The organism is Streptomyces sp. NPDC039430, assembly GCF_055639435.1.
Map to the genome: position 1 here is coordinate 1072407 of NZ_JBVKAK010000001.1, position 23200 is coordinate 1095606.

A 23200-nucleotide genomic window follows, 5' to 3' on the forward strand; every position below is an offset into this window, starting at 1 on the left:
TCGTGCGAGTTGACTGCCGGTCAATCCCGGACCGGTCCCGCGGCAGGCCGCGGGACCGGCCCCGGAATCAGTCCCGCAGCAGGTCCGGCACGCCCTGCGCGTCCGGTTCGTCGCGGGCCCCCGAGACCACCGTGAGCTGCTGGGTCGCCCGGGTGAGCGCGACGTACAGCACCCGCAGACCGGCCGGCGACTCGTCCGCGATCTCCGCCGGGGAGACCACGACCGTCGCGTCGTACTCCAGCCCCTTGGCCTCCAGGCTGCCCAGCGCCACCACGCGGTCACCGAGACCGGCCAGCCAGCGCGCCGCCTGCGCACGCCGGTTCATGGCGACGACGACACCGACCGTGCCGTCCACCTGGTCGAGCAGCCGCCGCGCCTCCGCGCGTACCGTCGCGGCCTGGTCGCCGTTCTCCACGACGCGGAAGCGCGGCCGTACGCCCGTGGAGCGCACCGCGCGCGGTGACTCCATGCCGGGCATGGCGAGCGCCAGGACCTTCGACGCCAGCTCCGCGATCTCGGCGGGGTTGCGGTAGTTCACGGTCAGGGTGAAGCGGCGGCGCGGGCGGGTGCCGAGCGCCTCGTCACGGGCCTCCGCCGCCTCGTCCGGGTCCGACCAGGACGACTGCGCGGCGTCGCCGACGACCGTCCAGGTGGCGTGCCGGCCCCGGCGGCCGACCATCCGCCACTGCATGGGGGTCAGGTCCTGCGCCTCGTCGACGATGACGTGCGCGTACTCCGTGCGCTCCGCCGCCAGCCGTTCGGCCCGCTCGCGCTGCGACTCCTCGCGCTGCGGCATCAGCTCCTCAAGGCCGGTCAGCTGGTCCAGCGGGTCGAGGTCGCGGCGCTTCCTGGGCCGGGGCGGCGAGCCGAGCAGCGTCTCCAGCTCGTCCAGGAGGGCCACGTCGTGGACGGAGAGCGGGCCCGCGCCGTCCGGTCCCAGCCGCTTCAGGGAGCGGGCCAGCCGGCGGTTCTCGCCCTGGTTGAGGATCCGTCGCGACCAGCGGCCGAGCTGCCGCTCGTCGGCCATCGCCGCGAGCACCCCGCGCGGGGTCAGCTCGGGCCACCAGGCGTCCAGGAAGGCGAGGAAGCTGTCCTCGGACGTGACGTCCTCGTCGAAGGACGAGCGCAGTTCGGCGGCGAGCTCCGGGTCGGTGTGCCGCTGCGCCGATCCGGACTTCGCCCAGAGGGCGTCCAGCAGAAGTCTCCGGGCGCGCGGCCTGAGCAGATTGACGGGCGCGGTGCCGCTGAGCACGGACTGCCGGATGCGGTTCAGCTCGCCGGCCTCCAGCTCCAGCCTGCGGCCGAAGGCGACGACCCGGAGCAGATCGGTGCGTACGGGCGCGGCCCCCGCGGTGTCCCCGCCCTCGCCCCCTTCGCCGTCCGGTCGCCCGTCCAGGTCCTCGCCGAAGGCCGGCTGTCCCCACTGATCACGGCTCCGCGACCCGGAAACCGCCGGGAAGGAACCTTCCAGCGCCCCTCTGGCCGCCTTCCGGAGCACCTTCAGCATCCGCGCCGAGCCCTTGACCCGCGCCACCGCCGGTTCGTCGTACGCCGTCGCCTCCGCGCCGTCCACCAGCGACCCGACCGCGCGGATCGCGACCTGCCCCTCCTCGCCCAGCGACGGAAGCACGCCCTCCGTGTACGCGACGAGCAGCGGCGTCGGCGAGACGACCAGAATGCCGCCCGCGTACCGCCGTCTGTCCTGGTAGAGCAGATACGCGGCGCGGTGCAGCGCCACGGCGGTCTTGCCCGTGCCGGGACCGCCCGAGACCTCGGTGACCGAGGCGGCGGGGGCCCTGATGACCAGGTCCTGCTCGGCCTGGATGGAGGAGACGATGTCCCGCATGGTGTGCCCGCGCGCCTGGCCGAGCGCGGCCATCAGCGCGCCGTCCCCGATGACGGCCAGCGCCGCGCCGTCCAGCGAGGCGGTCAGCTCCGGGCGCATCAGATCGTCCTCGACACCGAGGACCCGGCGCCCCTTGGAGCGGACGACCCGGCGCCGTACCACCCGGCCGGGGTCCACCGGGGTGGCGCGGTAGAACGGCGCGGCGGCGGGCGCGCGCCAGTCGATGACCAGCGGCGAGTAGTCGGAGTCCAGGACTCCGATACGGCCGATGTGCAGTGTCTCGGCGATCTCGGCGGTGCTGTCGGGTCCGATCGCGTCGTCGGCGGGCTCGACCGAGGTGTACGCGCCGTCCGGGCCCTTCTTGCCGTCCTTGCCCCGGAGGAGGTCGATCCGCCCGAAGAGGAAGTCCTCGAACTCGTTGTTCAGCCGGTTGAGGTGGATCCCGGCGCGGAACACCTGGGCGTCACGCTCGGCGAGGGCTCCCGGCGTGCCGACCTGCCCCCTCTGGGCGGCGTCGTTCATCAGGAACTCCGCCTCGTGGATCTTCTCCTCAAGGCGGCGGTACACCTGGTCCAGATGGCGCTGCTCGACGCCGATCTCGCGGTCGCGTACGGAGTCGCGCTCCGTGTCGCGTACGGGATCGACGGCGGGTCCAGCGGTTTCTACAGCGGCATCCTGCGCGGCCACCGAGGCCCCCTTCATGACGTGCATTGGGCAGCCGTCAACCGTACGCGAAGGGGGCGGGTATGTCAGGCGTCGACTTCCACCAGTCGTTTGCCGTCGAACGTACGGACCTCGAAGTGATCGATGTCATTGCTCTCCATGGCCGTACCGCCCTCGACGTAGAGCGGTTTCTTGCCGTTCTCGTCCGGGCTGTCGGGGATGCCGTACCCCCATGCCGGGACCGACCACGAGGTGACGACCTCCTGCTCGCCGGTCTTGGAGACGGCGACCAGACTGCACTTGAGCGGGCCCTTCACATTCTTCAGCTCCAGGGCGGTGCGGGTGCCCCAGGCCTTCGGCTCCATGGCGATGGCGGCGCTGACCTTGGTGACGGTGTCCGTGGCACCGATCTTGCCCGGCATTCGGGCGAATTCCTGGGCCGGCGTGCGCTCCCGCGCCACCGCCGGGCCCGGCTCGGCGCCGCCCGAGGTGGCGATCCCGACGCCCACGGGCCCGCCGATGATCAGCACCGCGGCGGCGGCGACCAGATACAGCCCCCGGCGCTTGCGCTGGGCGCGCTTGACGGCGACCTCGTCGACCAGCCTGCCGAGCAATCCCGGGCTGGGCCGCACGGACACGGAGGGCGTCGGCAGCTGTGCGAGGGGCACGGGGGGCTGGGTCAGCGGGGTGGGCGCGAGGAACGGGTCGGGATCGTCCGCCAGCATGGCCAGCATCGGCTCCATCCCGGAGAACTCCTCCAGCTGGACGGCGCAGATCCGGCAGCCGGCCAGATGCGTCTCGAAGGCCGTGGCCTCGGCATCGTCCAGAATTCCGAGGACGTACGCTCCGACGGCTTCATGCACAGTACTTTCGTCGCCCAGTCCGTACTGCTCGTGCGTGGTCATGCCGAGACCCCCCTTTCTTCCAACGCGAGCTTCATCGACCGTAGTGCGTAGAACACACGGGAACGCACGGTCCCGCTGGGTATGCCGAGCGTCTCGGCCGCCTCGTTGACCGTGCGTCCCTTGAAGTACGTCTCCACGAGTACTTCCCGGTGGGCAGGGGTCAAATCCTCAAGCGCGTCCGAGAGCGTCATCAGCCACAACGCCTTGTCGATCTCGTCCTCCGCGGGCATGACCTCCAGCGGCGACGGGTCGACTTCCTGCGGCCGGGCCTGCCGACTGCGGTGACCGTCGATGACGATGCGCCGGGCGACCGTCACCAGCCAGGGTCGGACAGAGCCGGTCGCCCGGTTGAGCTGACCGGCGTTCTTCCAGGCACGGATGAGCGTTTCCTGTACGACGTCCTCGGCGCGCTGGCGGTCGCCCGCGACGAGACGCATGACGTAGGCGAGCAGCGGTCCCGCGTGTTCCCGGTAGAGGGCGCGCATCATCTCCTCGTCGGGGACGGAGGTGTTGGCGCGCGGTGCCGCGCTCCGGTGTCGGGCCCGGTGAGGGCGGTCATCGGCCACGGCCGCATCTTTGCGCACCTAAACCTCCCGGTCGAGACCTTCATGGCTGCTTCTCCCTCATCACTACGGACGCCCGGGGGAGCGCACTCAATGGCCGGCGCAAAAACTTTCAAGATCTTTTGCGTCGGGAGGGAGGGTGAAGCAAGGCGGCATGAGGGGGTTCGCGCCGGTCCGGGACCCGTGCGGGATTGATGGAGGACACGTGGAGGGCATGTCTCGGACTCGCAGAGATACCGTGCGGTAGTTGTCTGAAAATCGCGCAACAACCTTACGGAAAGTCCCGTCGGGGTTCGTCGGGAAAGCCCGGCCGGGCCGCGCGTCAGGACCGGGCGAGAGCCGCCCTGCGGCGGTGCCTGGCGACCCGCTCGCGGTTGCCGCACACCTCGCTGGAGCACCACCGCCGGCGCCGGCCGCGCGACGTGTCCAGGTAGACGCGCCGGCAGCTGTCGCCCTCGCACTCCCGCAGCCTGGCCCGCGCGGCGGGATCGGTGAGCAGCTCCACCGCGTCCCTGGCCACGGCGGCGAGCAGCGCGTCGCACTCAGGCTCGGCGCTCAGTGCCCGTACGAGATCACCGTCCTCGTCCCGTACCGCCCTGATACCCGGCGGCGCCCCCGCGGCCAGCGTGTTCACCCGCTCCAGCGCGCCGGCGGCCTCCCGCCCGTCGATCTCGGCGTGTACCAACTGCCCCACTCTGTCGCGCAGTTCGGCGAAGGACCGGACCCAGCGGGCGTCGACACCCGCGAGCGGCGTGCCCTCGGGCACCAGCCCCGCGCCGACCAGCCACCGGCCGAGCGGCGCGGCGTCGTCGAGCCGCTCCCGGCCTCTGGAAGTCCGTTCTCCCGTGGCCACCAGATCCAGGCAGATGCGCCCGGAGTCGAACCGCCACTCGTACGAGCCCATGCCCGCCGCCGTGCCCGCCGTCATGTGCCTGTCACCGCCTCGGGTTCACCGTGGGTGCCGTCCTCCTCAGAGTGCCCGCCCCGGGACGCGGCCGGAACCCCTGCTGCCGATGGCGGTTTCGGCCGAAGGGTCCTACCCGGCCGCGTTCGGCGGGCCGTTGTGCAGGACGCGTTGGAAAAGGTGGTGATCGCGCCACTCGCCGTCGATGTGGAGATAGTGCGGAGCCGTACCGATCAGCTCGAAGCCGCATTTGCGCAGCACGCGCTGCGAGGCGGCGTTGGCGAGGACCGCGGCCGCCTCGACGCGGTGCAGGCCCAGCTCCTCACGGGCGGTGCGGCAGACCTCCTCGACCGCGCGGGTCGCCAGGCCGCGGCCGGTGTACGCGGCATCGATCCAGTAGCCGAGATTCGCACTCCGAAACGGTCCGAGCGCGATGTTGTGGAGGGTCGCCTCGCCGACGACACGGGCGCCGTCCACGAGATGCCAGCGCCGGACGGCGGGATCGGCGAGCCGGTTCGCCTGGGCCCTGGGGGTGTAGAAGTCGGCGGGGCGGTCCGGCTCCCAGGGGCTCAGATGGTCCCTGTTGCGGATGAGCGCCTCGGCGACGCGTTCGGCGTCGTCCGGGCTGGCGGGCCTGAGGCGGATCGAGGTGTCATGGGCCATCTTCGTACGGTACCCACGGGGCGGCCGCCTACCGCCTTCCGCTCGACGCGTCCGCGCAGGGGGACGACCTGACACGTCCTCGTGCACCGGTCTGACGCGCCCGCGCGCACGGGTCTGACGCGTCCGCCTGCGTGTGCCTCACGCCTCCGCGTACCTGGAGCCGGCCGATGGGTCCAGCGCGAGCCGGTAGCCGCGCTTGACCACGGTGTGGATCAGCTCGGGGGCGCCCAGCGCGGCCCGCAGCCGGGCCATCGCCGTCTCGACGGCGTGTTCGTCGCGGCCCGAGCCGGGGAGCGCCCGCAGCAGATCCGCCCGCGACACCACCCAGCCGGGCCTGCGGGTCAGCGCGCGCAGCAGGGCCATTCCGGCGGGCGGCACCGGCCGCAGCTCGCCGTCGACCAGGACCGCGTGGCCGCGGATCTCGACGCGGCGGCCCGCGACCGGCAGCGTACGGGCGCGCCCCGGCAGCTCCGTACAGAGCGCCTGGACGAGCGGCCCGAGCCGGAAGCGGTCCGGCTGGACGGTGTCGATGCCCCGCGCCCGGAGCGGCTGGGCGGTGACGGGCCCGACGCAGGCGGCGAGGACGTCGTGGCGCAGGGCCGCCAGCAGCTCCGGCAGCCGCCCGCGCTCATCGGCGCGCGACAGCAGGGAGGCGGCGGCGGGCGCGCTGGTGAAGGTGACGGCGTCCACGGCGCGGGCGACGGCCGCGTCGATGAGCCGGTCGACCGGAACGAGATCCTCCGGGGGCATCCAGCGGTGGACGGATACGACGACGACCTCGGCGCCGCCCGCCCGTAGCGCCTCCACGAACCCGGGCGGCGGCTCCCCGTGCAGCTGGACCGCGATCCGGCGGCCCTCGACGCCCTCCCCCAGCAGCCGGTCGAGGACCCCGGCCATCGACGCGGAGCCGGGCGACCACGCCTCGGTGAGCCCGGCGGCCCGGAGGGCGCCCTCGGCCCCGGGCCCGCGGGCGAGCAGTTCGGCGCCGCGCAGACAGGAGAGGAGTTCCTCGCCGTGACCCCATCCGCCGGCGGCCCCGATCCAGCCCCGGAGGCCGACGGCCGTGGTCGCCACGACCGCGTCGGGCACCCGGTCGATCAGCTCCCGGGTCGCGGCGAGCAGGTCCGTGTCTTCGGCGGGCGGCACGATCCGCAGGGCGGGGGCATGGACGACGGCGCCGCCGCGGTGCCGGAGCAGCGCGCCGAGTTCGCCGGCGCGGCGGGCGGCGGTGACCCCGATCGTGAAGCCCGCGAGGGGGCCGTGCCCGTGGGCGTCCATGCCGCTCCCCTCCCGCTCGCCCCGCCCGCCTGCGCGCGTGGCGCCGTACGGATGAAGCGGCCGAGCCTGTCAAATACGCGTAACAGGCTCGGTCCACGGGCATTTCGGCGACGTTACGCACGGCCGCGGCCCCACCGTCACGTACGTACGGGTTCGCCGCCGGGACCCACACCTCCCGGTGGGCCCGCACGCGTTCCACCGCCGCCGGTACGGCCCGGCCGGGGCCCGTGAAGGTATACCGCCGGAGTCGACGGCGCCCCGGAAAAACCGACTTCCGCGCGCCGCGCATATGACAGAGACTCAGATCGTGTGCGGAACAGAGCTGTTACGTCGAACGGCGAGGCCCGTGCGTCCGTATGGGATTCTGTATGCGACAAGATCGAACACCGACCGCCCCGCATGCCACCCCGAACTGGCGCGGTACCACCGCTTGTCGAGTGAACGGCACCCGGACCGGAGACGGAGGCGACTGATGGCACGTACGACCACGTCCGGCGGGCGCAAGGACAAGCCGGCCACGCTGGCACTGGTCGCCCAGCGGGCGGGGGTGTCGCCCCAGACGGTGTCCAACGCTCTCAACTCCCCCGAGCTGCTGGCCCCGCAGACCCTGGAACGCGTCCAGCGGGCGATAGCGGAGCTGGACTACCGGCCGCACCAGGCCGCGCGCTCGCTGCGCACCCGCTCCAGCCGGCTGATCGGCTACGGCGTCCAGGCGACGCCCGACGGGGTGTCCCGGCCGGTGATGGAGCACTTCCTGCGCGCCTTCTCGGACTCCGCCAACGAGGCCGGATACCGCGTCCTGCTGTTCGCCGCGCCCATGGACGCGGCGGACGAACCCGACTGCTACGCCGAGCTGTTGCGCGAGCAGTCGGTCGACGCGTTCGTCCTGAGCAACACCTATCGCGGCGATCCGCGCCCCGGCTGGCTGCGCAAGCGCGACATTCCGTTCGTGGCGTTCGGCCGCCCCTGGTCGGCCCGTTCGGTCGGCGACTGGGTGGACGTCGACGGCGGCCACGGCACGGCGACGGCCGTCGATCACCTCGTCTCGCTGGGCCACCGCAGGATCGCCTTCCTCGGCTGGCCGCGCGGCTCCGGCGTCGGGGACGACCGGGCCCGCGGCTGGCGCGAGGCGATGCGCCGGCACGGCCTGTCCATCCGTGATCTGCGGGTCAGCGCGAGGGACGACGTCGACGCCGCACGCGACGCGGTCGCCCGCCTCTTCCCGGCGGGCACCACTGCGGTCGTCGCGGCCAGCGACACCCTCGCCCTCGGCTGCTACCGCGCCCTGCGCGACAGCGGCCGCCTCCCGGGCCGCGATGTCGCGGTCGTCGGCTTCGACGACTCCTCCGCCGCCGGCCTGCTCTCCCCCAGCCTCAGCAGCGTCCGCCAGCCCCTGGAAGAAGTCGGCCGGGCGTGCACCCGGCTGCTCCTGACGCGGATCGGTGACCCGCGGGGCGCCGAGGAACACGTCCTGCTGACACCGGAGTTGATCGTCCGGGAAAGCTCCGCGCTCCCGGTCGCCCGCTGACCCCGGCCGCAGCCGGCACAGGGAGCCGCCGGGCCGTGCCGGACAGGACTTAGGATCGCTTCGCCGTCCGGCGTATCCGTGCGCCGCCGACGGTCAGGGAGCAGAAGCCAGGGAGTTCGCCGTGTTGAAGGTCTTCGCCGATCTGTCCACACCGCTGGTGGCCGACGCCTGTGTCCGCCACGACGTGCCGCTGCGCGTCGCGCCGGCCGGGATCGGTGCCGTCGTACCCGGTCATCGCCTCGCGGGGCGCGCGTTGCCGGTGCGGCACTACGGGAGCGTGGATGTGTTCCTGGAGGTGTTCGGCCGGGCGGAGCCGGGTGATGTGCTGGTCATCGACAACGGCGGCCGGACGGACGAGGCGTGCGTCGGCGATCTGGCGGTGCTGGAGGCGCGGGCGGCCGGGGTGAGCGGTCTGGCGGTGTGGGGGCTCCACCGGGACACCTCGGAGCTGGCCGGGATCGGCCTTCCGGTGTTCAGCTACGGCGGTTACCCGCCCGGCCCGGTACGGCTGGACGAGCGGGAGCCCGAGGCGCTGGACACCGCCCGGTTCGGGGCGCATGTGGTGAGCGCGGACGACCTGGTCTTCGGCGACGAGGACGGCGTGCTGTTCGTCGCCGCCGAGCACGCCGACGAGGTACTGGCGACCGCGCACCGCATCCGGGAGACCGAGCGCGAACAGGCCCGCAAGATCGTGGCGGGCGAGACGCTGCGCCGGCAGACGGCCTTCGACGACTATCTGGCGCGGCGCGCCGCCGACCCGGAGTACACCTTCCGCCGGCATCTGCGACGGATCGGCGGGGCCATCGAGGAGTAGCCGGAACGCTCGTACCGTGCGAGGAATTTGACGGTACGTCATCATCCGTTTCCGTGCCTCTGCGCATATGGAGCCGACGCGGGTCCGGAAACGTCCGGAGCGCATGCCCACGGGGGGACATCTTGCGATCCATCGCACGAACCAGAGGCGTTCTGTTCGCCCTCACGCTGGTGGCCACGGCCGGCACCGCCTGGCCCGCCACGAGTACGGCGGCCGAGCCGGTGGCCGGGCGCACGACTGAGCCGGTGGCCGGACCGGCGACCGGGCCGGCCGGGGCGTACGGCGAGCCGTGTGTCAGGGAACAGCTCGCCGTGCCCGCCGGGGCCTACCGGGTCGGGGTGTCCGACGCCGACCCCACCGGCCGGTTCCAGGTCGGCTACATGATGGACCAGGACTTCGTGTATCACCTGGTCCGGTGGGCCGACGGCGTACCCGAGGACCTGGGCACCGCCCGCACCGGCGCCATGGGCATCAACGCCCACGGCGACATCGTGGGGTCCGAGTTCGACTCGGAGACCTACCGGTCGGCCGGGTGGCTCTACCGGAACGGCGCGTTCACCGAACTCCCCGGTGTCGAGCCGGGCTTCGACGCCCTCCCGACGGCCGTGAACGAGGACGGCACGGTCTCCGGAGCCTCCGGCGTCCCCGGGGAGCGGCCCGTGCCGGTGGTCTGGACGCGGGACGGCGAGGTGCGTCCGCTGGCTCTGCCTCCGGGGGACTCCGGCGGGCGGGGCACCGACATCGATGCCGACGGCACCGTCGTCGGCTGGACCGCCGGGGCCTCCGACGCCTCCACGCACGCGGCCCGCTGGAACCCCGACGGCACGGTGGAGCGCCTCCCCGAGCACCGGCCGGGACCGGAGACCGGGTCGGCGGCCGAGGCCGTGGCGGGCGGCACGGTCCTCGGATCCGAGGTCTACGCCACGGACCCGACCATGATCCTGAGCTGGCCGAACGGGGCCACCGGCCCCGACGCGCTCGGTACGGGCGAGCCGCAGGCGGTCAACCGGCACGGCTCGGTGGTCGTGCGCACCACGCCGGACACCAAGCTGTGGCTGATCCAGAACGGCGTCACGCGGTCGCTGCCCACGGACTCCACGCCCTTCCCCACCGGCGAGGTGACGGCGCTGACCGACGACGGCATCGCCTACGGCCGCTGGAACAGCACCCCGGTGCGCTGGGACTGCCGGCTGCCGTAGGGCCTGTCCTCACAGTCCCGCCTGCCCGGCGACGCCCGGTTCCGTTTCACGGGTTGTCGGGCATCGGAGCGCCGACAGGGGTGGCGGCGTCGGGGAGCCAGCTCCCGGGGATACGTTCCAGCCACCCCTCCCGTGCGGCGAGCGCGTCGGCGGCGGCGCGCAGCGCGTCGACTCCCGGATGCTTCAGCCCCTTGCGCCACACCAGCGACAGCGGTGACAGGGGGACGGGCCCGACGAGCGGGCGCAGCACCGCCCCCGGCATCTCCGGGAAGTCGACCACGGCGAGTACGGGCGTACGGTGCTTCGCCATCACCCGCCGGAACTCCTCGGCGCCGACCGCCATCGGCGCGGGCGGGGCGAGTGCGATGGAGCGCCCGGCGAAGAGGCGCCGCGCCAGATCCGTCCACTCCAGGGTCCCGGGGTTGCCCGCCCCCGCGTACACGCGCTCGCCCGCGAGCGCGTCGAGCGGTATCTCGGCGCGGTCGGCCAAGGGGTGGTCGTACGGCAGCAGCACGGCGAGCGGCTCGTACCGTACGAGCTGATGGTCGAGGCCGGAGCGGAGGGCGGGCGCGAGCCCGTCGGCGTATCCGAAGGAGGCGTCGAGCCGGCCGGCGAGGATCTCGCCGGCGGCGCGGGTCAGGCCGCTCTCGAAGCGGGCCATCAGCTCAAGGCGCGGGGCAAGTTCGCGTGCCCGCGCCAGCACGGACCCCGAGACCATGCCCTCGGTGTTGAGATCCACGAGCAGCGGCCGTTCGCCGGCGGCGCGGGCGGCCAGCAGCGCGTCCTGGGCCGCCAGCACGCGCCGGGCGTACGGCAGCAGCCGCTCGCCCTCGGCGGTCAGCGTCACCCGGCGCGTGGTCCGTACGAACAGCTCGGCGCCCAGCTCCCGCTCCAGCCGCCGGATGTCGCGGCTCAGCGCCTGCTGGGCGACGTACAGCCGGGCGGCGGCCCGGGTGAAGTGCAGGTCCTCGGCGGCGGCGACAAAGCCGCGGAGCAGCCGGGGGTCGATGTCTCGGGCCATGCCGCATTCAACAACACACCACTGACAACACGCACGCGTGAATGCCCACGGAGCAGGTGTTGGACCGGGCGCGGGGCGTACGGCGAGGGTGAGGACATGCCGTACTCCCCCGCACCCGACACTCCCCTGCTGGCCGTCACGGGCGACAGCCTGGTCCTGGCACGGCGGTACGACGCCCGTTTCGGCCCCGCTGCCGAACCCGATCCGGCCGAACCCGATCCGCCGAGCGCACCAGAGCCGGCGGAGCGATCGGAGCCGGACCCGTCGCAAGCGGCGAAAGCGGCGCGCCCGCCCGGGACGGCGCGCCGCCGCGGCAATCCGTACGCACGGCTCTTCGCGATCCCCGGTGCCCGCGCCTTCACCGCCGGGAATCTGCTCGCCCGGCTGCCGATGGGCATGTTCAGCGTCAGCGCCGTGATCATGATCGCCGGATCGCGCGGCTCGTACGCGCTGGCCGGCGCCGTCACCGCCACCGGCCTCGCGGCCACCGCGCTGGTGGCGCCGCGGACCGCCCGGCTCGTCGACCGCCACGGACAGGCCCGTGTCGCCGTCCCCGCCGCCGCGATCGCCGCGCTGGCCTCGCTCGCCCTGGTGCTGTGCGTACGGTACGAGGCACCGGACTGGACGCTCTTCGCCGCCTACGCCGCGACCGCCACCACCCCCAACACCGGCGGGATGTCCCGCGCCCGCTGGGCCCATCTGCACCGGGGCGCGACCCCGGAGAACGCCGCGGCCCTGCATACCGCCAACTCCTTCGAGCAGGCGGCCGACGAACTCTGCTTCATGCTGGGCCCGGTACTGGCCGCCTTCCTGTGCACCGCGCTCTTCCCGGAGGCGGGCACGCTGACCGGCGCGGTCCTGCTGCTCACCGGCGTACTGGTCTTCGCGGCGCAGCGCTCCACCGAGCCGCCCGCCACCGGCCGTACGGACGCGGCGCGCGCCCCGCTCCACTCGCCCGCGCTGGCCGCCCTGCTCGCCGTCTTCCTCGCCACGGGCGCCGTGTTCGGTGCGACGGAGGTCGTCACGCTGGCCTTCGCCGACGACCGCGGTCACCAGGCGTGGGCCGGCGCGGTACTCGCGCTCCAGGCCGCCGGCTCGTGCGCCGCGGGGCTGCTCCTCGGCACGCTGCGCCCGGCCCGCCGCGTCGGCCGGCGGCTGGTGTGGTGCGTCGCCGCGATGTCGGCGCTGCTGGCCCTGCCCCTGCTCGCGGCCACCACGGGGGCGCCGGGGTCCATGGCGCTGCCGCTGCTCGCCTGCGCGCTGCTGATCGCGGGCGCGGCGACGGCCCCGACGATGGTGACGGGCATGACGCTCGTGCAGCGCCTCACCCCGGCGAGCCGGCTCAACGAGGGGATGACGCTGGCCGTCACGGCGCTGCTGGCCGGTATAGCCGCCGGCGCGGCGGCCGGTGGCTGGACCGTGGAGCACACCGACCCGGCCCGCGGCTACGCCCTTCCGCTCTGCGCCGCGCTCCTCGCGCTGCTCTGCGCGGCGGCCGGGGCGCGCCGCTTCGGGCACTTCGGGCGCTTCGGGCACGACAAAGGCCCCGCTGCCTGAGCAGCGGGGCCTTCGCCTGCGGTATTCAATTGAAACATGGGAATTGTGGAGATGGCGGGAATCGAACCCGCGTCCAACGGTGCGGAACCAGGGCTTCTCCGAGCGCAGTCCGTTTCGCTTTTCTCGGCCCCGGAGATCACACGGACAAGTCTCCGACGGGCTCAGTCACTGTTTGGTTTCCCTCTGCTCCCCGTGACCGGGCTCAGAGGTTTAGTTCCCTAGCTGATGCCAGGATCCGGGTCGGGAACAGCCCCGGGCTGACACTCCGCAGAGTCTTCGCTAGCTGCTGATTAGGCAGCGAGGGCGAAGGCGGAGGAATCGCGCTTAGAAGTGGCGATTATTGTTTGCGACATATGGTTTACGAGATCATTGCCGCTTCCTCGGCTCGCTTCACCTGCTTCGACATCCGCTGTCGAAACCGATCATCCCCATGTTGTTTTTTCAAACGTGCTCGTTTTCGAGCGTGCACCCGCTGTGAGGTGCGAGGCCCATCGTACGTGACCAACGCACGACGGTGCCAGCCTATTCCACCGCGGCCCGGCCGAAGCGGCGCCGGCCGGGAGCGCCGACGGGTCCGGTCAGGCCCGCTGGCGCCGCTTCACCGCCGAGATCGCCCGGTCGGTCTCGCGCCGGTCCTGCTTCTCGCGCAGCGTCTGCCGCTTGTCGTACTCCTTCTTGCCCTTCGCCAGCGCGATCTCGACCTTCGCCCGGCCGTCCTTGAAGTACAGCGCGAGGGGCACGATCGTGTGACCGGTCTCCTGCGACTTCGACTCCAGCTTGTCGATCTCGACCCGGTGCATCAGCAGCTTCCGCTTGCGCCGGGCGGAGTGGTTGGTCCAGGTCCCCTGCGTGTACTCCGGCACATGGACGTTGTGCAGCCACGCCTCATGTCCGTCGATCTGGACAAATCCGTCCACCAGGGAGGCCCGCCCCTGGCGCAGGGACTTCACCTCGGTACCCGTCAGCACGAGACCGCACTCATACGTGTCGATAATGAGGTAGTCGTGCCGCGCCTTCTTGTTCTGCGCGATCAGTTTGCGCCCAGTTTCCTTAGCCATAGTCCCGCCATTTTCTCACCCCGGCGCAACTTCTTTACTCCGCGCCGCCGAGCCCGCTCAGTACCGACCTCGCCCGGTCCTGGGCGCGCTCGCTCACCTGGAGATCCGGGGTGACGCCGCGGCCGTCGACCCCATGGCCGGCCGGGGTGCGGTACGTGCCGACGGTCAGCTCGGCGACGGAGCCGTCGGGAAGCGCGCTCGGCATCTGGACCGAGCCCTTGCCGAAGGTGCGCGAGCCGACGGTGACGGACCGGCCGCGGTCCTGGAGGGCACCGGTGAGCAGTTCGGCCGCGCTCATCGTGCCGCCGTCCACCAGCACCACCACCGGGCGGCCGGTGTCGCCGCCGGGATCCGCGTACAGCGCGCGCTCCTCGCCCCTTATGTCGTACGTGGCGACCAGACCGCCGTCCAGGAAGGCGGAGGCGGCGGTGACGGCCTCGGCGACCAGACCGCCCGCGTTGCCCCGCAGGTCGAGCAGGACTCCGGCGCCCTTCGGCGCGGCCCGGACCGCGTCCCGTACCCGCTGGCCCGTCCCCTTGGTGAACGCGTCGACCGTGATCCGCAGCGCGCCGCCCTCGATCGTGTCGACCGTGACGGATTCGGTGGTGAGCCGGGCGCGGCGCAGGCTCTCCGTCCAGCGGTGGCCGTCCCGCTCCAGTCCGAGCACGACGGTCGTCCCGACGACGGAGGCGCCGTCGCCCTTCCCCCCGCCGCGCAGCAGCGCCATGACCTCCGTGACGGGCCGCTTCCTGATGCCGCGGCCGTCGATGTCCCTGATGATGTCGCCCGGTCCGATACCGGCCCGCTGCGCGGGACCGCCGGGATGGACCCGGGTGACCTCGACCAGACCGTCGGCGGTACGTCTCGCCCACAGCCCGACGCCAGTGTACGAGCCGTCGAGGGCCTGCTGGAACTCCTCGTACTCGTTCTTGTCGTACACCGAGCCCCAGCGGTCGCCGCTGCGGCTGACGACCTCCTCGGCCGCTTCCGTACCGGACTTGCCGTTGGCCATGGCCTCGGCGGCGGCCCTGGCGACCTCGTCGCGGTCGGCCGTCGACGCCACGGGCCGGGTGTGGACGCGGGGCGCGTCCTCCTCGCCGTACGGCAGGACGCCCGTCGCCACGGCGGTGCCGAGCACGCCCGCGAAAAGCAATGTCAGGGCCGTCCCGCGGCGTACACCGCGGGACGTTCGGTGCAACTGGTGCAACTCGGAACCCGACATGAGGTTGAGTCTAGGACAACACCGAACGGCAGAACGGTGCTTGTCGCCTCCGCGCCAGGGGCGCTTGTCACACCCGGAGGTACTTGCGCAGCGCGACGAAAGCGGCCACGGCGGGCATCAGCAGACCGATGGCGAGCACCAGCGGAAGCTTGGCCAGCACCGCGTCCCAGCCGATGAAGTTGACGAGTTCCATCTTCTGGGCGAGCGCGAGACCGTTGTCGATCAGGAAGTAGCGGCCCGCCAGCAGCATGGCGCAGGCCACCACACCACCGATCAGTCCGGCGAACGCGGCCTCCATGATGAACGGCATCTGGATATAGAAACTGGAGGCGCCGACGAGCCGCATGATCCCGGTCTCCCGGCGCCGGCTGAACGCCGATACGCGAACGGTGTTCACGATCAGCATCAACGCGATGACCAGCATCAGCGCCATCACACAGAGCGCCGCGATATTCATGCCGTTCATCAGGTCGAAGAGGTTCTGCAGGATGTTGCGCTGGTCCTGGACGGACTCGACCCCGTCCCGGCCCGCGAAGGCCGTCGCCACCACCTTGTACTTCTCGGGGTCCTCAAGCTTCACGCGGAAGGACTCCGGCATCTGGTCCGGGGTGATCGTCGCGGCGAGCGGGGTGTCGCCGTAGCGCTCCTTGTAGTGCTTGTACGCCTCGTCGGCCGTCTCGTGGTGGACCGTCTCGACGAGGTCCATCTTCTTCAGATCGGCCTCGATCTGCTGCCTCTGCTGGCTGGTGACCGAGCCCTTGGCGCACTGGGGCGCGGTCGCCGCGTCGTTCTTGTTGCAGAGGAAGATGGAGACATTGACCTTGTCGTACCAGTAGTCCTTCATCACGCTGACCTGCTCGCGCATGAGCAGCGCGCCGCCGAACAGGGCGAGCGAGAGGGCTACGGAGACGATGACCGCGAAGGTCATCGTGAGATTTCGGCGAAGACCGACGCCGATCTCCGACAGGACGAACTGGGCGCGCATGGCGTCCTTTCAGCTTTCGGTACTCAATGCTCGGTGCTCAGTACTCGGTGCGCGGTACTCGGTGTGCTCAAGGCTCAGTGCTGGTAGCCGTAGACGCCGCGTGCCTGGTCGCGCACGAGACGGCCCTTCTCCAGCTCGATCACACGCTTGCGCATCTGGTCGACGATGTTCTGGTCGTGGGTCGCCATCACGACGGTGGTACCGGTGCGGTTGATGCGGTCCAGCAGCTTCATGATGCCGACCGAAGTCTGCGGGTCGAGGTTGCCGGTCGGCTCGTCCGCGATGAGCAGCATGGGACGGTTGACGAAGGCCCGCGCGATCGCGACGCGCTGCTGCTCACCACCGGAGAGCTCACCGGGCATCCGGTCCTCCTTCCCGCCGAGGCCGACGAGATCGAGGACCTGCGGTACGGACTTGCGGGTCTCGCCGCGGGACTTGCCGATGACCTCCTGCGCGAACGCGACGTTCTGCGCCACGGTCTTGTTCGGCAGCAGCCGGAAGTCCTGGAAGACGGTGCCCAGCTGGCGGCGCATCTGCGGCACCTTCCAGTTGGACAGGCGCGCGAGGTCCTTGCCGAGGACGTGCACCATGCCGTGGCTGGCGCGCTCCTCGCGCAGAAGCAGTCTCAGGAAGGTCGACTTTCCGGAACCGGACGAGCCGACGAGGAAGACGAACTCGCCCTTCTCGATCTCAAGGGAGACATCGCGCAGAGCGGGGCTGTTCTGTTTCGGGTAGGTCTTGGAGACGTTGTCGAATCGGATCACGGGTGCACCACGGTCGGCCGGGAGTAGGTGAGCGAGACCTTACGCGAACCGCGCTGCCGCGCGCAGTCCGCGTCCGTTGTTGGAACGATGCCCGGGGACGGGCTTGGGCCGATTTATCACGGATGGCACCGGGCCGCCAGCGGTGAGGTCCACCAGGAATCCGGCCGACCGCGCCGAAACGGCCGGGAACTGGCAGAGTGGAGGGGGGAACGGTCGTGTTTCCCGGAGCGTTGAGCGGAGAGACACTGGCTGCGGCTCCGCCGCGCGGTGAGGAGGAATGCGCATGACCTACGACAGACTGGTGTGCGCCAACTGCGCGGGACCCGTCAGCGAGGGCCGCTGTCGCGTGTGCCGCGCCAACAGGGAGCGTCTTCAGCAGCAGGGCCCCCTGGGCGGCCTGAGCCCGGTGGCGCTGCTCACACTGCTGGTGGTGCTCGTCGCGGCGGTGGCGCTGATGGCCGCGTATCAGCCCGCGTGACCTCCGTCCCGTAGGACCTGAACGACCTCGGACCCACGTGACCCACCGAAGAACCCACGAATGAGGGGCCCGGACGCCTGACAGGTGTCCGGGCCCCTCATTTTCACGTGCCTGCGGTGTGGACCGCGGAGCGGTCCGTACTACACCGGTCAGACGGCCGTACGACCGCCGCCGACCAGACGCGGCAGCATCCGGAAGCCGATGCCGCCGGCGATCATGGTCGCGGCACCGATCAGCAGGAACGTGGTCTCGGCGGCGCCGGTCTCCGCCAGCTCCTCCTTGGCCGCACCCTGCTCGACCGGCTGCGAGCCGACACTGTCGGTGTCGGTGTTGTCGCCACCCGTGGTCGCGCCACCGGTGGAGCCGCCGTCGGCGCCACCGCCGGTGGTGGTGCCACCGTCCGTGCTGCCACCATCGGTGGTCCCGCCATCGGTGGTGCCGCCATCGGTCGTCCCACCGTCCGTGGTCCCGCCGTCCGTGGTCCCACCATCAGTGGTCCCGCCGTCCGTCGTACCACCGTCAGTCGTCCCACCATCGGTGGTGCCACCGTCGGTCGTCCCGCCGTCCGTCGTACCACCATCGGTGGTCCCGCCGTCCGTCGTACCACCGTCAGTCGTCCCACCATCGGTGGTGCCACCGTCGGTCGTCCCACCATCCGTGGTCCCACCATCGGTCGTCCCGCCGTCCGTGGTCCCACCATCGGTGGTCCCGCCGTCCGTGGTCCCACCATCGGTGGTCCCGCCGTCCGTCGTACCACCGTCGGTCGTCCCACCGTCCGTGGTGCCGCCCACGGTCGTGCCGACCGTCGCGCCGCCGTCGGTGGTGCCACCGTCCGTGGTGCCACCCGTGGTGTCCTCGTTACCGATACCCAGGCCGACATCGGCGATCGGAGTGGACACGCCAATACCGACGGCCTGAGCGGCGCCCGCGATGGTCAGCGAGGCGCCCGCGGCGATCACCGCGCCGGCCGCCACACGTGCCACGCGGATCCGCGTCTTTTTGGTCATCTGGCTGCTACCCCCAGTAGCTCATTCGTCAGTGGTGCAGCGTCCGGGGCAGCGGCCGCTGGGGGTTCGCGTACTCCGCCCCCGGTCTCACGCGCCCCGAATTACGCATGCCACGCGCCAGCGTCGCCGGTTTTCATATACCCGTCAAGGTCGTTGCGCGTGCGATGACCGATATCGCGTCAGTTGTCCGGCGTGCGGGGATGCAACTGTGACGTAAAAGGGAACTGCCGCCCTACGAACGGCAGTTCCCTTGTCGACAAAGCGCGAATTTACTTGTCCTGCTGCTTGCGCCAGCGAATTCCGGCTTCCAGGAATCCGTCGATCTCACCGTCGAGCACACCCTGCGGATTGCCGACCTCGAACTCCGTCCGCAGGTCCTTGACCATCTGGTACGGGTGCAGAACGTAGGAACGCATCTGATTGCCCCAGGAGTTGCCGCCGTCACCCTTCAGGGCGTCCATCCTGGCCTGCTCCTCCTGACGGCGGCGTTCGAGCAGCTTCGCCTGGAGGACGTTCATGGCGCTCGCCTTGTTCTGGATCTGGGAGCGCTCGTTCTGACAGGAGACCACGATGCCGGTCGGGATATGCGTGATACGCACCGCGGAGTCGGTGGTGTTGACGCCCTGCCCGCCGGGCCCGGAGGCGCGGTAGACATCGACGCGCAGCTCGGACTCGTCGATCTCGACATGGTCGCTGGACTCCACCACGGGGAGCACCTCGACACCCGCGAACGAGGTCTGGCGGCGGCCCTGGTTGTCGAACGGCGAGATCCGGACGAGACGGTGGGTGCCCTGCTCCACGGAGAGCGTGCCATAGGCGTACGGCGCCTTGACGACGAAGATGGTCGACTTGATGCCGGCCTCCTCCGCGTACGAGGTCTCGTAGACCTCCGTCGGATAGCCGTGCCGCTCGGCCCAGCGCAGATACATGCGCTGAAGCTGCTCGGCGAAGTCCGCGGCGTCCACGCCACCGGCCTCGGCGCGGATATTGACGAGCGCCTCGCGCTCGTCGTACTCGCCCGAGAGGAGCGTACGGACCTCCATCTCGTCCAGCGCCTTCTTGACCGACAGCAACTCGGACTCGGCCTCGGCGCGGGTGTCCGCGTCGTCCTCGGCCTCGGCCAGCTCGAAGAGCACTTCCAGGTCGTCGATGCGCCCGCGCAGCGCCTCGGTCTTACGGACCTCGGCCTGCAGGTGCGAAAGCTTGCTGGTGATCTTCTGGGCCGCCTCGGGATCGTCCCAGAGGGACGGGGCCGCGGCCTGCTCCTCAAGCACGGCGATGTCGGCCCTCAGTTTGTCGAGGTCCAGGACGGCCTCGATCGACCCCATGGTCGAGGAGAGGGACTTCAGCTCTTCGGATACATCGACGACTGCCACGGCACCAGCGTAACCCCTGTTTTTTGAGGGCTCGGTTCGCCTCCGGGCGCTCTGAGCCACTGTCGACGGTCGACCGTGCTCGATTCCCTCGTTCCTCGGGAACCTCCGCGAGGGCGAGCGTGCCGTCCGGACACGGACCTCCGGAGGCCCCGGCACCCGCACCACCCACCGGCCACTGCGCCGCAGGCGCACACCGCACCCCGCGCCACAGGCGCACCCGCACCCCGCCGGGAGGCGCTACGGCGCCGGGGATGTCGTCCGCTGGGAGTCCCGCGGCGCCTCCGCGCCGTCCCCGCCCATCGCCAGCCAGCCCCCCACCCCCACCACCGCGAGCACCAGCACCGCCACCGCCCCCAGCGTGATCCGGCGCTTCCGCACCGCCTCCGCCTTGTGCCGCGCCGATCCCGGCCGCCGCTGCCCCGGAGACCGCGGCGCCCGCGCCGTACCGCGCGCCCCGCCCGCCAGCTCGTCCGGCCCCGGCACCCGCATGCTCGTATGCGTGTCCCGGTTGGAGTCCGGCACCGCGCCGGGGACGAGCGGGACCGCGCCCCGGCGGCGTGGCTCCTCGGTCGCCGACGGCCCGGACGCCGTCGGCGACTCCGGTTCGTACGGCCGCTCCGCGGGCTCCGCGTCCGGCTCGTCCACGTCCAGCGGCGGGATGCCCGCGAGCGTCGGCAGCTGTTCCCGCAGCCGCGCCGCCAGCTCCGAGGCGCGCAGCCGGGAGGCCGGGGCCTTGGCCAGGCACTGGACGAGCAGCTGCCACAGCTCCTCGGGGATACCGGGCAGCGGTACGACGGTCTCGGTCACATGCCTGCGCAGCACGGCGCCGGGGTGGCCGCCGCCGAACGGGGTGAAGCCCGCGAGCAGCTCGTACAGGACGGTGGCCAGGGCGTAGATGTCGACGGCCGCGCGCGGCGGCAGGCCCTCCACGATCTCGGGGGCCAGATAGTCGGGGGTGCCGATGATCCTGGACGCCTTGGTGCGCCGGGGGGTGTCGATGAGCTTGGCCACACCGAAGTCGGTGAGCAGCGCGGGGTGCGCGCCGCCGGGGCCGAGCGGGCCCTCCATGTCGAGCAGGATGTTCTCGGGCTTGACGTCGCGGTGGACGACGCCGGCGGCGTGCGCGGCGGCGAGTCCGTCGGCGACGTCCGCGATGATCGCGACCGCGGCCTCGGGGGCGAGGCGGCGCTCGCGGTCGAGGCGCGTACGGAGATCCGTACCGCGGACCAGCTCCATGACGAGCGCGAGGTCGTTGCCGTCCACCACGAGGTCACGGACGGCGACCACCCGGGGGTGGTCGAGTCCGAGCAGGGCGGTGCGCTCCTGGACGAAGCGCCCGACCAGCTCCTGGTCCGACGCGAGGTCCTCGCGCAACAGTTTGATGGCGACGGGGCCCTCGGGCCCTTCCCCGAGCCACACCGTGCCGGCGCTGCCCCGTCCCAGGATCTGGTGGGCGGTGTACCGGCTGCCGATATTCCGTGCCAAGACTGCTCCCTCAGCGGCTGGCGTTGCCCCTCAAAGTACGCGGGTATCGGGGTGTTCCGTGCCCTGGTCGGCACCGTCACCCGCTTCGGCGGGGGAAATAGCACGATCCGGGGGATAGGTCCCTCATCCCCCGGCCACGCGTGCCCCCGTCACTGGCCCGAGTTCGTGCCGCCCAGCGCCGAGATCCAGTCCGTCACCGTCGAGATCGCGTCACCGATCGCGGTCCAGTAGCTCTGGCCCTGGGCCACCCAGTCCTGAAGCGGCGTCAGTTCCCAGATGAGCCAGCCCGCGACGAAGAGCAGGACCAGCGTGAACAGACAGCCCTTGAGGCAGCCCAGACCGGGGATCCGCATCGGGTTGGCGTTGCGCTGGCGGGGCGGGCGCGGTTCGCGCTGCTGGCGGGGGGCCGGTGCCTGCGGCTGCTGGGGCGGCGGCTGCGGGGGCGCGTACTGCTGTCGCGGCGCCGGGGCGTAGGGCTGTTGCTGCTGCGGGGGCGGCGCGTACCGCTGCTGGCGCTGGGGCGGCTGCGGGGGGCGCTGGTGTCCGGGCGGCTGCTGGGGCGGGTGCTGGGGCTGCCGCTGCGGGCGGCGGCGCAGCGGGTCCTGGCTCGGGTCGAGGTACTGGACCTGCGTCTGCTCGTTGCGGTCGCGGGCGGCCCGCATCTGGCCCTGCCAGGGGTGCGGGCCCTCGGGGTCCGCCGGTACCGGCGGCATGACCGAGGTGGGGTCGGCGGCTCCGGGGCCGTGACCAGGACCGCCGGGACCGCCGCCGGGACCGGTGGACGGCATGACGCTGGTCGCCGCGTTCGGGTCGTACGAGCCGGCGTTGCTGGGCAGGACCTGCGTCGGGTCGGCCGCGCCCGGTGTGTCGGGCACGGGCGCGGGCGCCGGGTCGGGCGCGAGGAGCGCGCCGACGCCGAGCGCGGCGTCGACCTGGGCGGGCGTGGAGTGCACGCCGACACCGGCGGCGACGGTCCGCAGCCCGCGGGCGAGGTTCTCGGCGCTCGGCCGCTGGTCCGGGTCCTTGCGCAGGCAGCGCTCTATGACCGTCCACAGCGGCTCGGGCACGGTGGTGGGGCGGCGCGGCTCCTCGCTGAGGTGGCGCTGGAGCACTTCGAGCGCGGTCGCGCCGGCGAACGGCGGGCGTCCGGTGACCAGTTCGTACAGCAGGATGCCCGCGCCGTAGATGTCGACGGCGGAGGTCTGCGGGCGGCCCTCGGCGGACTCCGGCGCGACATAGGCGGGCGTGCCGACGAACTCGTGCGTGCGGGTCAGTCCCGGGGAGTCCGCGAGGCGCGCGATACCGAAGTCGGTGAGCATCGGGTGCAGCCGCTCGCCGTCGTTCCTGAGCAGCACGTTGGCGGGCTTGAGGTCGCGGTGCACGACGCCGTCCGCGTGGCTGGCGGCGAGCGCGTCCGCGATCTGCGCGGTCAGCAGGGCCGCCGCGACGGGGCTGAACGGCCCGTTCTCGCGCAGATAGCGGTGCAGGTCGGGACCGTCGACCAGGTCCATGACGAGCGCGAGGAGATCGCCCTCGACCACCAGGTCGCGGGTGCGCACGATATTGGGGTGGGTGAGGCGGAGCAGTACGGAGCGTTCGCGCAGGAAGCGCATCACGACATCCGCGTCGTTCGCCAGCTCCTCCTTGAGGACCTTGATCGCGACGGTCTCGCCGGGCTGGCCGGCCACGGCCGCCTCGGCCCCCGCGGTCTCACGCTGACGGGCTCGCCAGACGGTGCCCGTGGCGCCGCGTCCCAGCGGCTCCTCAAGCAGGTACTTGCTGCCTACCGGCCGCACGTCATGCGCTCCCTGCTGGTCGTGGTCGTCTCATCCCCCGGCCCCGCCGGGTCTCCGACCCACTCTAGACGGGCCCCGCAAGTCACCC

Annotated in this window: 20 protein-coding genes and 1 other RNA gene; 5 read left to right on the forward strand and 16 right to left on the reverse strand. The window is 72.0% G+C overall.

Annotation, left to right across the window (positions count from 1 at the left end):
* Positions 1–67: 67 nt before the first annotated feature.
* From ACZ7LS_RS04615 to ACZ7LS_RS04640, 6 genes are all read right to left on the reverse strand, one after another.
* Positions 68–2533 (reverse strand): HelD family protein, encoded by a 2466-nt coding sequence (locus ACZ7LS_RS04615; protein WP_385136702.1) that lies wholly within the window; start codon positions 2531–2533, stop codon positions 68–70.
* Between the two features lie 62 nt (positions 2534–2595).
* The gene (locus ACZ7LS_RS04620; protein ID WP_382530126.1) at positions 2596–3414 is read right to left on the reverse strand and encodes an anti-sigma factor family protein; all 819 of its coding nucleotides are present in this window, start codon (positions 3412–3414) and stop codon (positions 2596–2598) included.
* On the reverse strand, positions 3411–3998 hold the full coding sequence (locus tag ACZ7LS_RS04625) for a sigma-70 family RNA polymerase sigma factor (RefSeq protein WP_129769098.1): 588 nt from the start codon (positions 3996–3998) through the stop codon (positions 3411–3413). The genes ACZ7LS_RS04620 and ACZ7LS_RS04625 overlap by 4 nt, the downstream gene beginning before the upstream one ends.
* A gap of 301 nt (positions 3999–4299) precedes the next feature.
* Complete coding sequence (locus ACZ7LS_RS04630; RefSeq protein WP_382530124.1) at positions 4300–4905, reverse strand: CGNR zinc finger domain-containing protein; 606 nt, start codon at positions 4903–4905, stop codon at positions 4300–4302.
* Positions 4906–5013: 108 nt separating this feature from the next.
* Complete coding sequence (locus ACZ7LS_RS04635) at positions 5014–5544, reverse strand: GNAT family N-acetyltransferase (protein WP_382530122.1); 531 nt, start codon at positions 5542–5544, stop codon at positions 5014–5016.
* Between the two features lie 138 nt (positions 5545–5682).
* Positions 5683–6822 (reverse strand): uroporphyrinogen-III synthase, encoded by a 1140-nt coding sequence (locus ACZ7LS_RS04640; protein ID WP_382675586.1) that lies wholly within the window; start codon positions 6820–6822, stop codon positions 5683–5685.
* Between the two features lie 472 nt (positions 6823–7294).
* Here ACZ7LS_RS04640 and ACZ7LS_RS04645 point away from each other — a divergent pair, with 472 nt between their 5' ends.
* The 3 genes from ACZ7LS_RS04645 to ACZ7LS_RS04655 all read left to right on the forward strand — a co-directional run bounded on the left by ACZ7LS_RS04645 (position 7295) and on the right by ACZ7LS_RS04655 (position 10363).
* A complete protein-coding gene (locus ACZ7LS_RS04645) occupies positions 7295–8350 on the forward strand; it encodes a LacI family DNA-binding transcriptional regulator (RefSeq protein WP_382675589.1) in 1056 nt (351 codons plus the stop codon).
* Positions 8351–8471: 121 nt separating this feature from the next.
* The gene (locus ACZ7LS_RS04650) at positions 8472–9164 is read left to right on the forward strand and encodes an RraA family protein (RefSeq protein WP_385136699.1); all 693 of its coding nucleotides are present in this window, start codon (positions 8472–8474) and stop codon (positions 9162–9164) included.
* 122 nt (positions 9165–9286) lie between these two features.
* Positions 9287–10363, forward strand: coding sequence for a hypothetical protein (locus ACZ7LS_RS04655; RefSeq protein ID WP_382530116.1), 1077 nt, complete (start codon positions 9287–9289; stop codon positions 10361–10363).
* Between the two features lie 46 nt (positions 10364–10409).
* On the opposite strand, the gene ACZ7LS_RS04660 is transcribed toward ACZ7LS_RS04655, so the two are convergent.
* A complete protein-coding gene (locus ACZ7LS_RS04660) occupies positions 10410–11384 on the reverse strand; it encodes a LysR family transcriptional regulator (RefSeq protein ID WP_382880832.1) in 975 nt (324 codons plus the stop codon).
* Positions 11385–11480: 96 nt separating this feature from the next.
* Between ACZ7LS_RS04660 and ACZ7LS_RS04665 the strand changes: the two genes are divergently transcribed.
* Positions 11481–12941, forward strand: coding sequence for an MFS transporter (locus ACZ7LS_RS04665; RefSeq protein WP_385136697.1), 1461 nt, complete (start codon positions 11481–11483; stop codon positions 12939–12941).
* Positions 12942–12984: 43 nt separating this feature from the next.
* Here the strand turns inward: ACZ7LS_RS04665 and ssrA are convergent.
* The 5 genes from ssrA to ftsE all read right to left on the reverse strand — a co-directional run bounded on the left by ssrA (position 12985) and on the right by ftsE (position 16970).
* Positions 12985–13371: a transfer-messenger RNA gene (gene ssrA, locus ACZ7LS_RS04670) on the reverse strand.
* 148 nt (positions 13372–13519) lie between these two features.
* Complete coding sequence (gene smpB / locus ACZ7LS_RS04675; protein ID WP_382530110.1) at positions 13520–13999, reverse strand: SsrA-binding protein SmpB; 480 nt, start codon at positions 13997–13999, stop codon at positions 13520–13522.
* A gap of 34 nt (positions 14000–14033) precedes the next feature.
* A complete protein-coding gene (locus ACZ7LS_RS04680; protein ID WP_385136695.1) occupies positions 14034–15221 on the reverse strand; it encodes a S41 family peptidase in 1188 nt (395 codons plus the stop codon).
* A gap of 67 nt (positions 15222–15288) precedes the next feature.
* Positions 15289–16206: a permease-like cell division protein FtsX gene (gene ftsX / locus ACZ7LS_RS04685; RefSeq protein WP_129769109.1), complete on the reverse strand. Its 918-nt coding sequence runs from the start codon at positions 16204–16206 to the stop codon at positions 15289–15291.
* 74 nt (positions 16207–16280) lie between these two features.
* Entirely contained in the window at positions 16281–16970 is a 690-nt protein-coding gene (gene ftsE, locus ACZ7LS_RS04690) for a cell division ATP-binding protein FtsE (RefSeq protein WP_030355142.1), read from the reverse strand.
* Positions 16971–17253: 283 nt separating this feature from the next.
* On the opposite strand from ftsE, the gene ACZ7LS_RS04695 reads away from it, so the two are divergent.
* A complete protein-coding gene (locus ACZ7LS_RS04695; protein WP_030355143.1) occupies positions 17254–17448 on the forward strand; it encodes a hypothetical protein in 195 nt (64 codons plus the stop codon).
* A gap of 149 nt (positions 17449–17597) precedes the next feature.
* Here the strand turns inward: ACZ7LS_RS04695 and ACZ7LS_RS04700 are convergent, their stop codons facing one another.
* The 4 genes from ACZ7LS_RS04700 to ACZ7LS_RS04715 form a co-directional block, all read right to left on the reverse strand.
* Entirely contained in the window at positions 17598–18455 is an 858-nt protein-coding gene (locus ACZ7LS_RS04700) for a hypothetical protein (RefSeq protein ID WP_385136693.1), read from the reverse strand.
* Positions 18456–18724: 269 nt separating this feature from the next.
* Positions 18725–19831: a peptide chain release factor 2 gene (gene prfB, locus ACZ7LS_RS04705; RefSeq protein WP_030355145.1), complete on the reverse strand. Its 1107-nt coding sequence runs from the start codon at positions 19829–19831 to the stop codon at positions 18725–18727.
* Between the two features lie 237 nt (positions 19832–20068).
* The gene (locus ACZ7LS_RS04710) at positions 20069–21316 is read right to left on the reverse strand and encodes a serine/threonine-protein kinase (RefSeq protein WP_382675614.1); all 1248 of its coding nucleotides are present in this window, start codon (positions 21314–21316) and stop codon (positions 20069–20071) included.
* A gap of 149 nt (positions 21317–21465) precedes the next feature.
* Complete coding sequence (locus ACZ7LS_RS04715; protein WP_382530101.1) at positions 21466–23112, reverse strand: serine/threonine-protein kinase; 1647 nt, start codon at positions 23110–23112, stop codon at positions 21466–21468.
* Positions 23113–23200: the final 88 nt, after the last annotated feature.

What these genes read in the sequence shown, in the direction of transcription:
- ACZ7LS_RS04620 (WP_382530126.1), bottom strand. Translation starts at nt 3,414, where the DNA reads ATGACCACGCACGAGCAGTACGGACTGGGCGACGAAAGTACTGTGCAT.
- ftsX (WP_129769109.1), bottom strand. Translation starts at nt 16,206, where the DNA reads ATGCGCGCCCAGTTCGTCCTGTCGGAGATCGGCGTCGGTCTTCGCCGA.
- ACZ7LS_RS04665 (WP_385136697.1), top strand. Translation starts at nt 11,481, where the DNA reads ATGCCGTACTCCCCCGCACCCGACACTCCCCTGCTGGCCGTCACGGGC.
- ACZ7LS_RS04695 (WP_030355143.1), top strand. Translation starts at nt 17,254, where the DNA reads ATGACCTACGACAGACTGGTGTGCGCCAACTGCGCGGGACCCGTCAGC.
- ACZ7LS_RS04640 (WP_382675586.1), bottom strand. Translation starts at nt 6,822, where the DNA reads ATGGACGCCCACGGGCACGGCCCCCTCGCGGGCTTCACGATCGGGGTC.
- ACZ7LS_RS04660 (WP_382880832.1), bottom strand. Translation starts at nt 11,384, where the DNA reads ATGGCCCGAGACATCGACCCCCGGCTGCTCCGCGGCTTTGTCGCCGCC.
- smpB (WP_382530110.1), bottom strand. Translation starts at nt 13,999, where the DNA reads ATGGCTAAGGAAACTGGGCGCAAACTGATCGCGCAGAACAAGAAGGCG.
- ACZ7LS_RS04700 (WP_385136693.1), bottom strand. Translation starts at nt 18,455, where the DNA reads ATGACCAAAAAGACGCGGATCCGCGTGGCACGTGTGGCGGCCGGCGCG.
- ACZ7LS_RS04680 (WP_385136695.1), bottom strand. Translation starts at nt 15,221, where the DNA reads ATGTCGGGTTCCGAGTTGCACCAGTTGCACCGAACGTCCCGCGGTGTA.
- ACZ7LS_RS04635 (WP_382530122.1), bottom strand. Translation starts at nt 5,544, where the DNA reads ATGGCCCATGACACCTCGATCCGCCTCAGGCCCGCCAGCCCGGACGAC.
- ACZ7LS_RS04630 (WP_382530124.1), bottom strand. Translation starts at nt 4,905, where the DNA reads ATGACGGCGGGCACGGCGGCGGGCATGGGCTCGTACGAGTGGCGGTTC.
- ACZ7LS_RS04645 (WP_382675589.1), top strand. Translation starts at nt 7,295, where the DNA reads ATGGCACGTACGACCACGTCCGGCGGGCGCAAGGACAAGCCGGCCACG.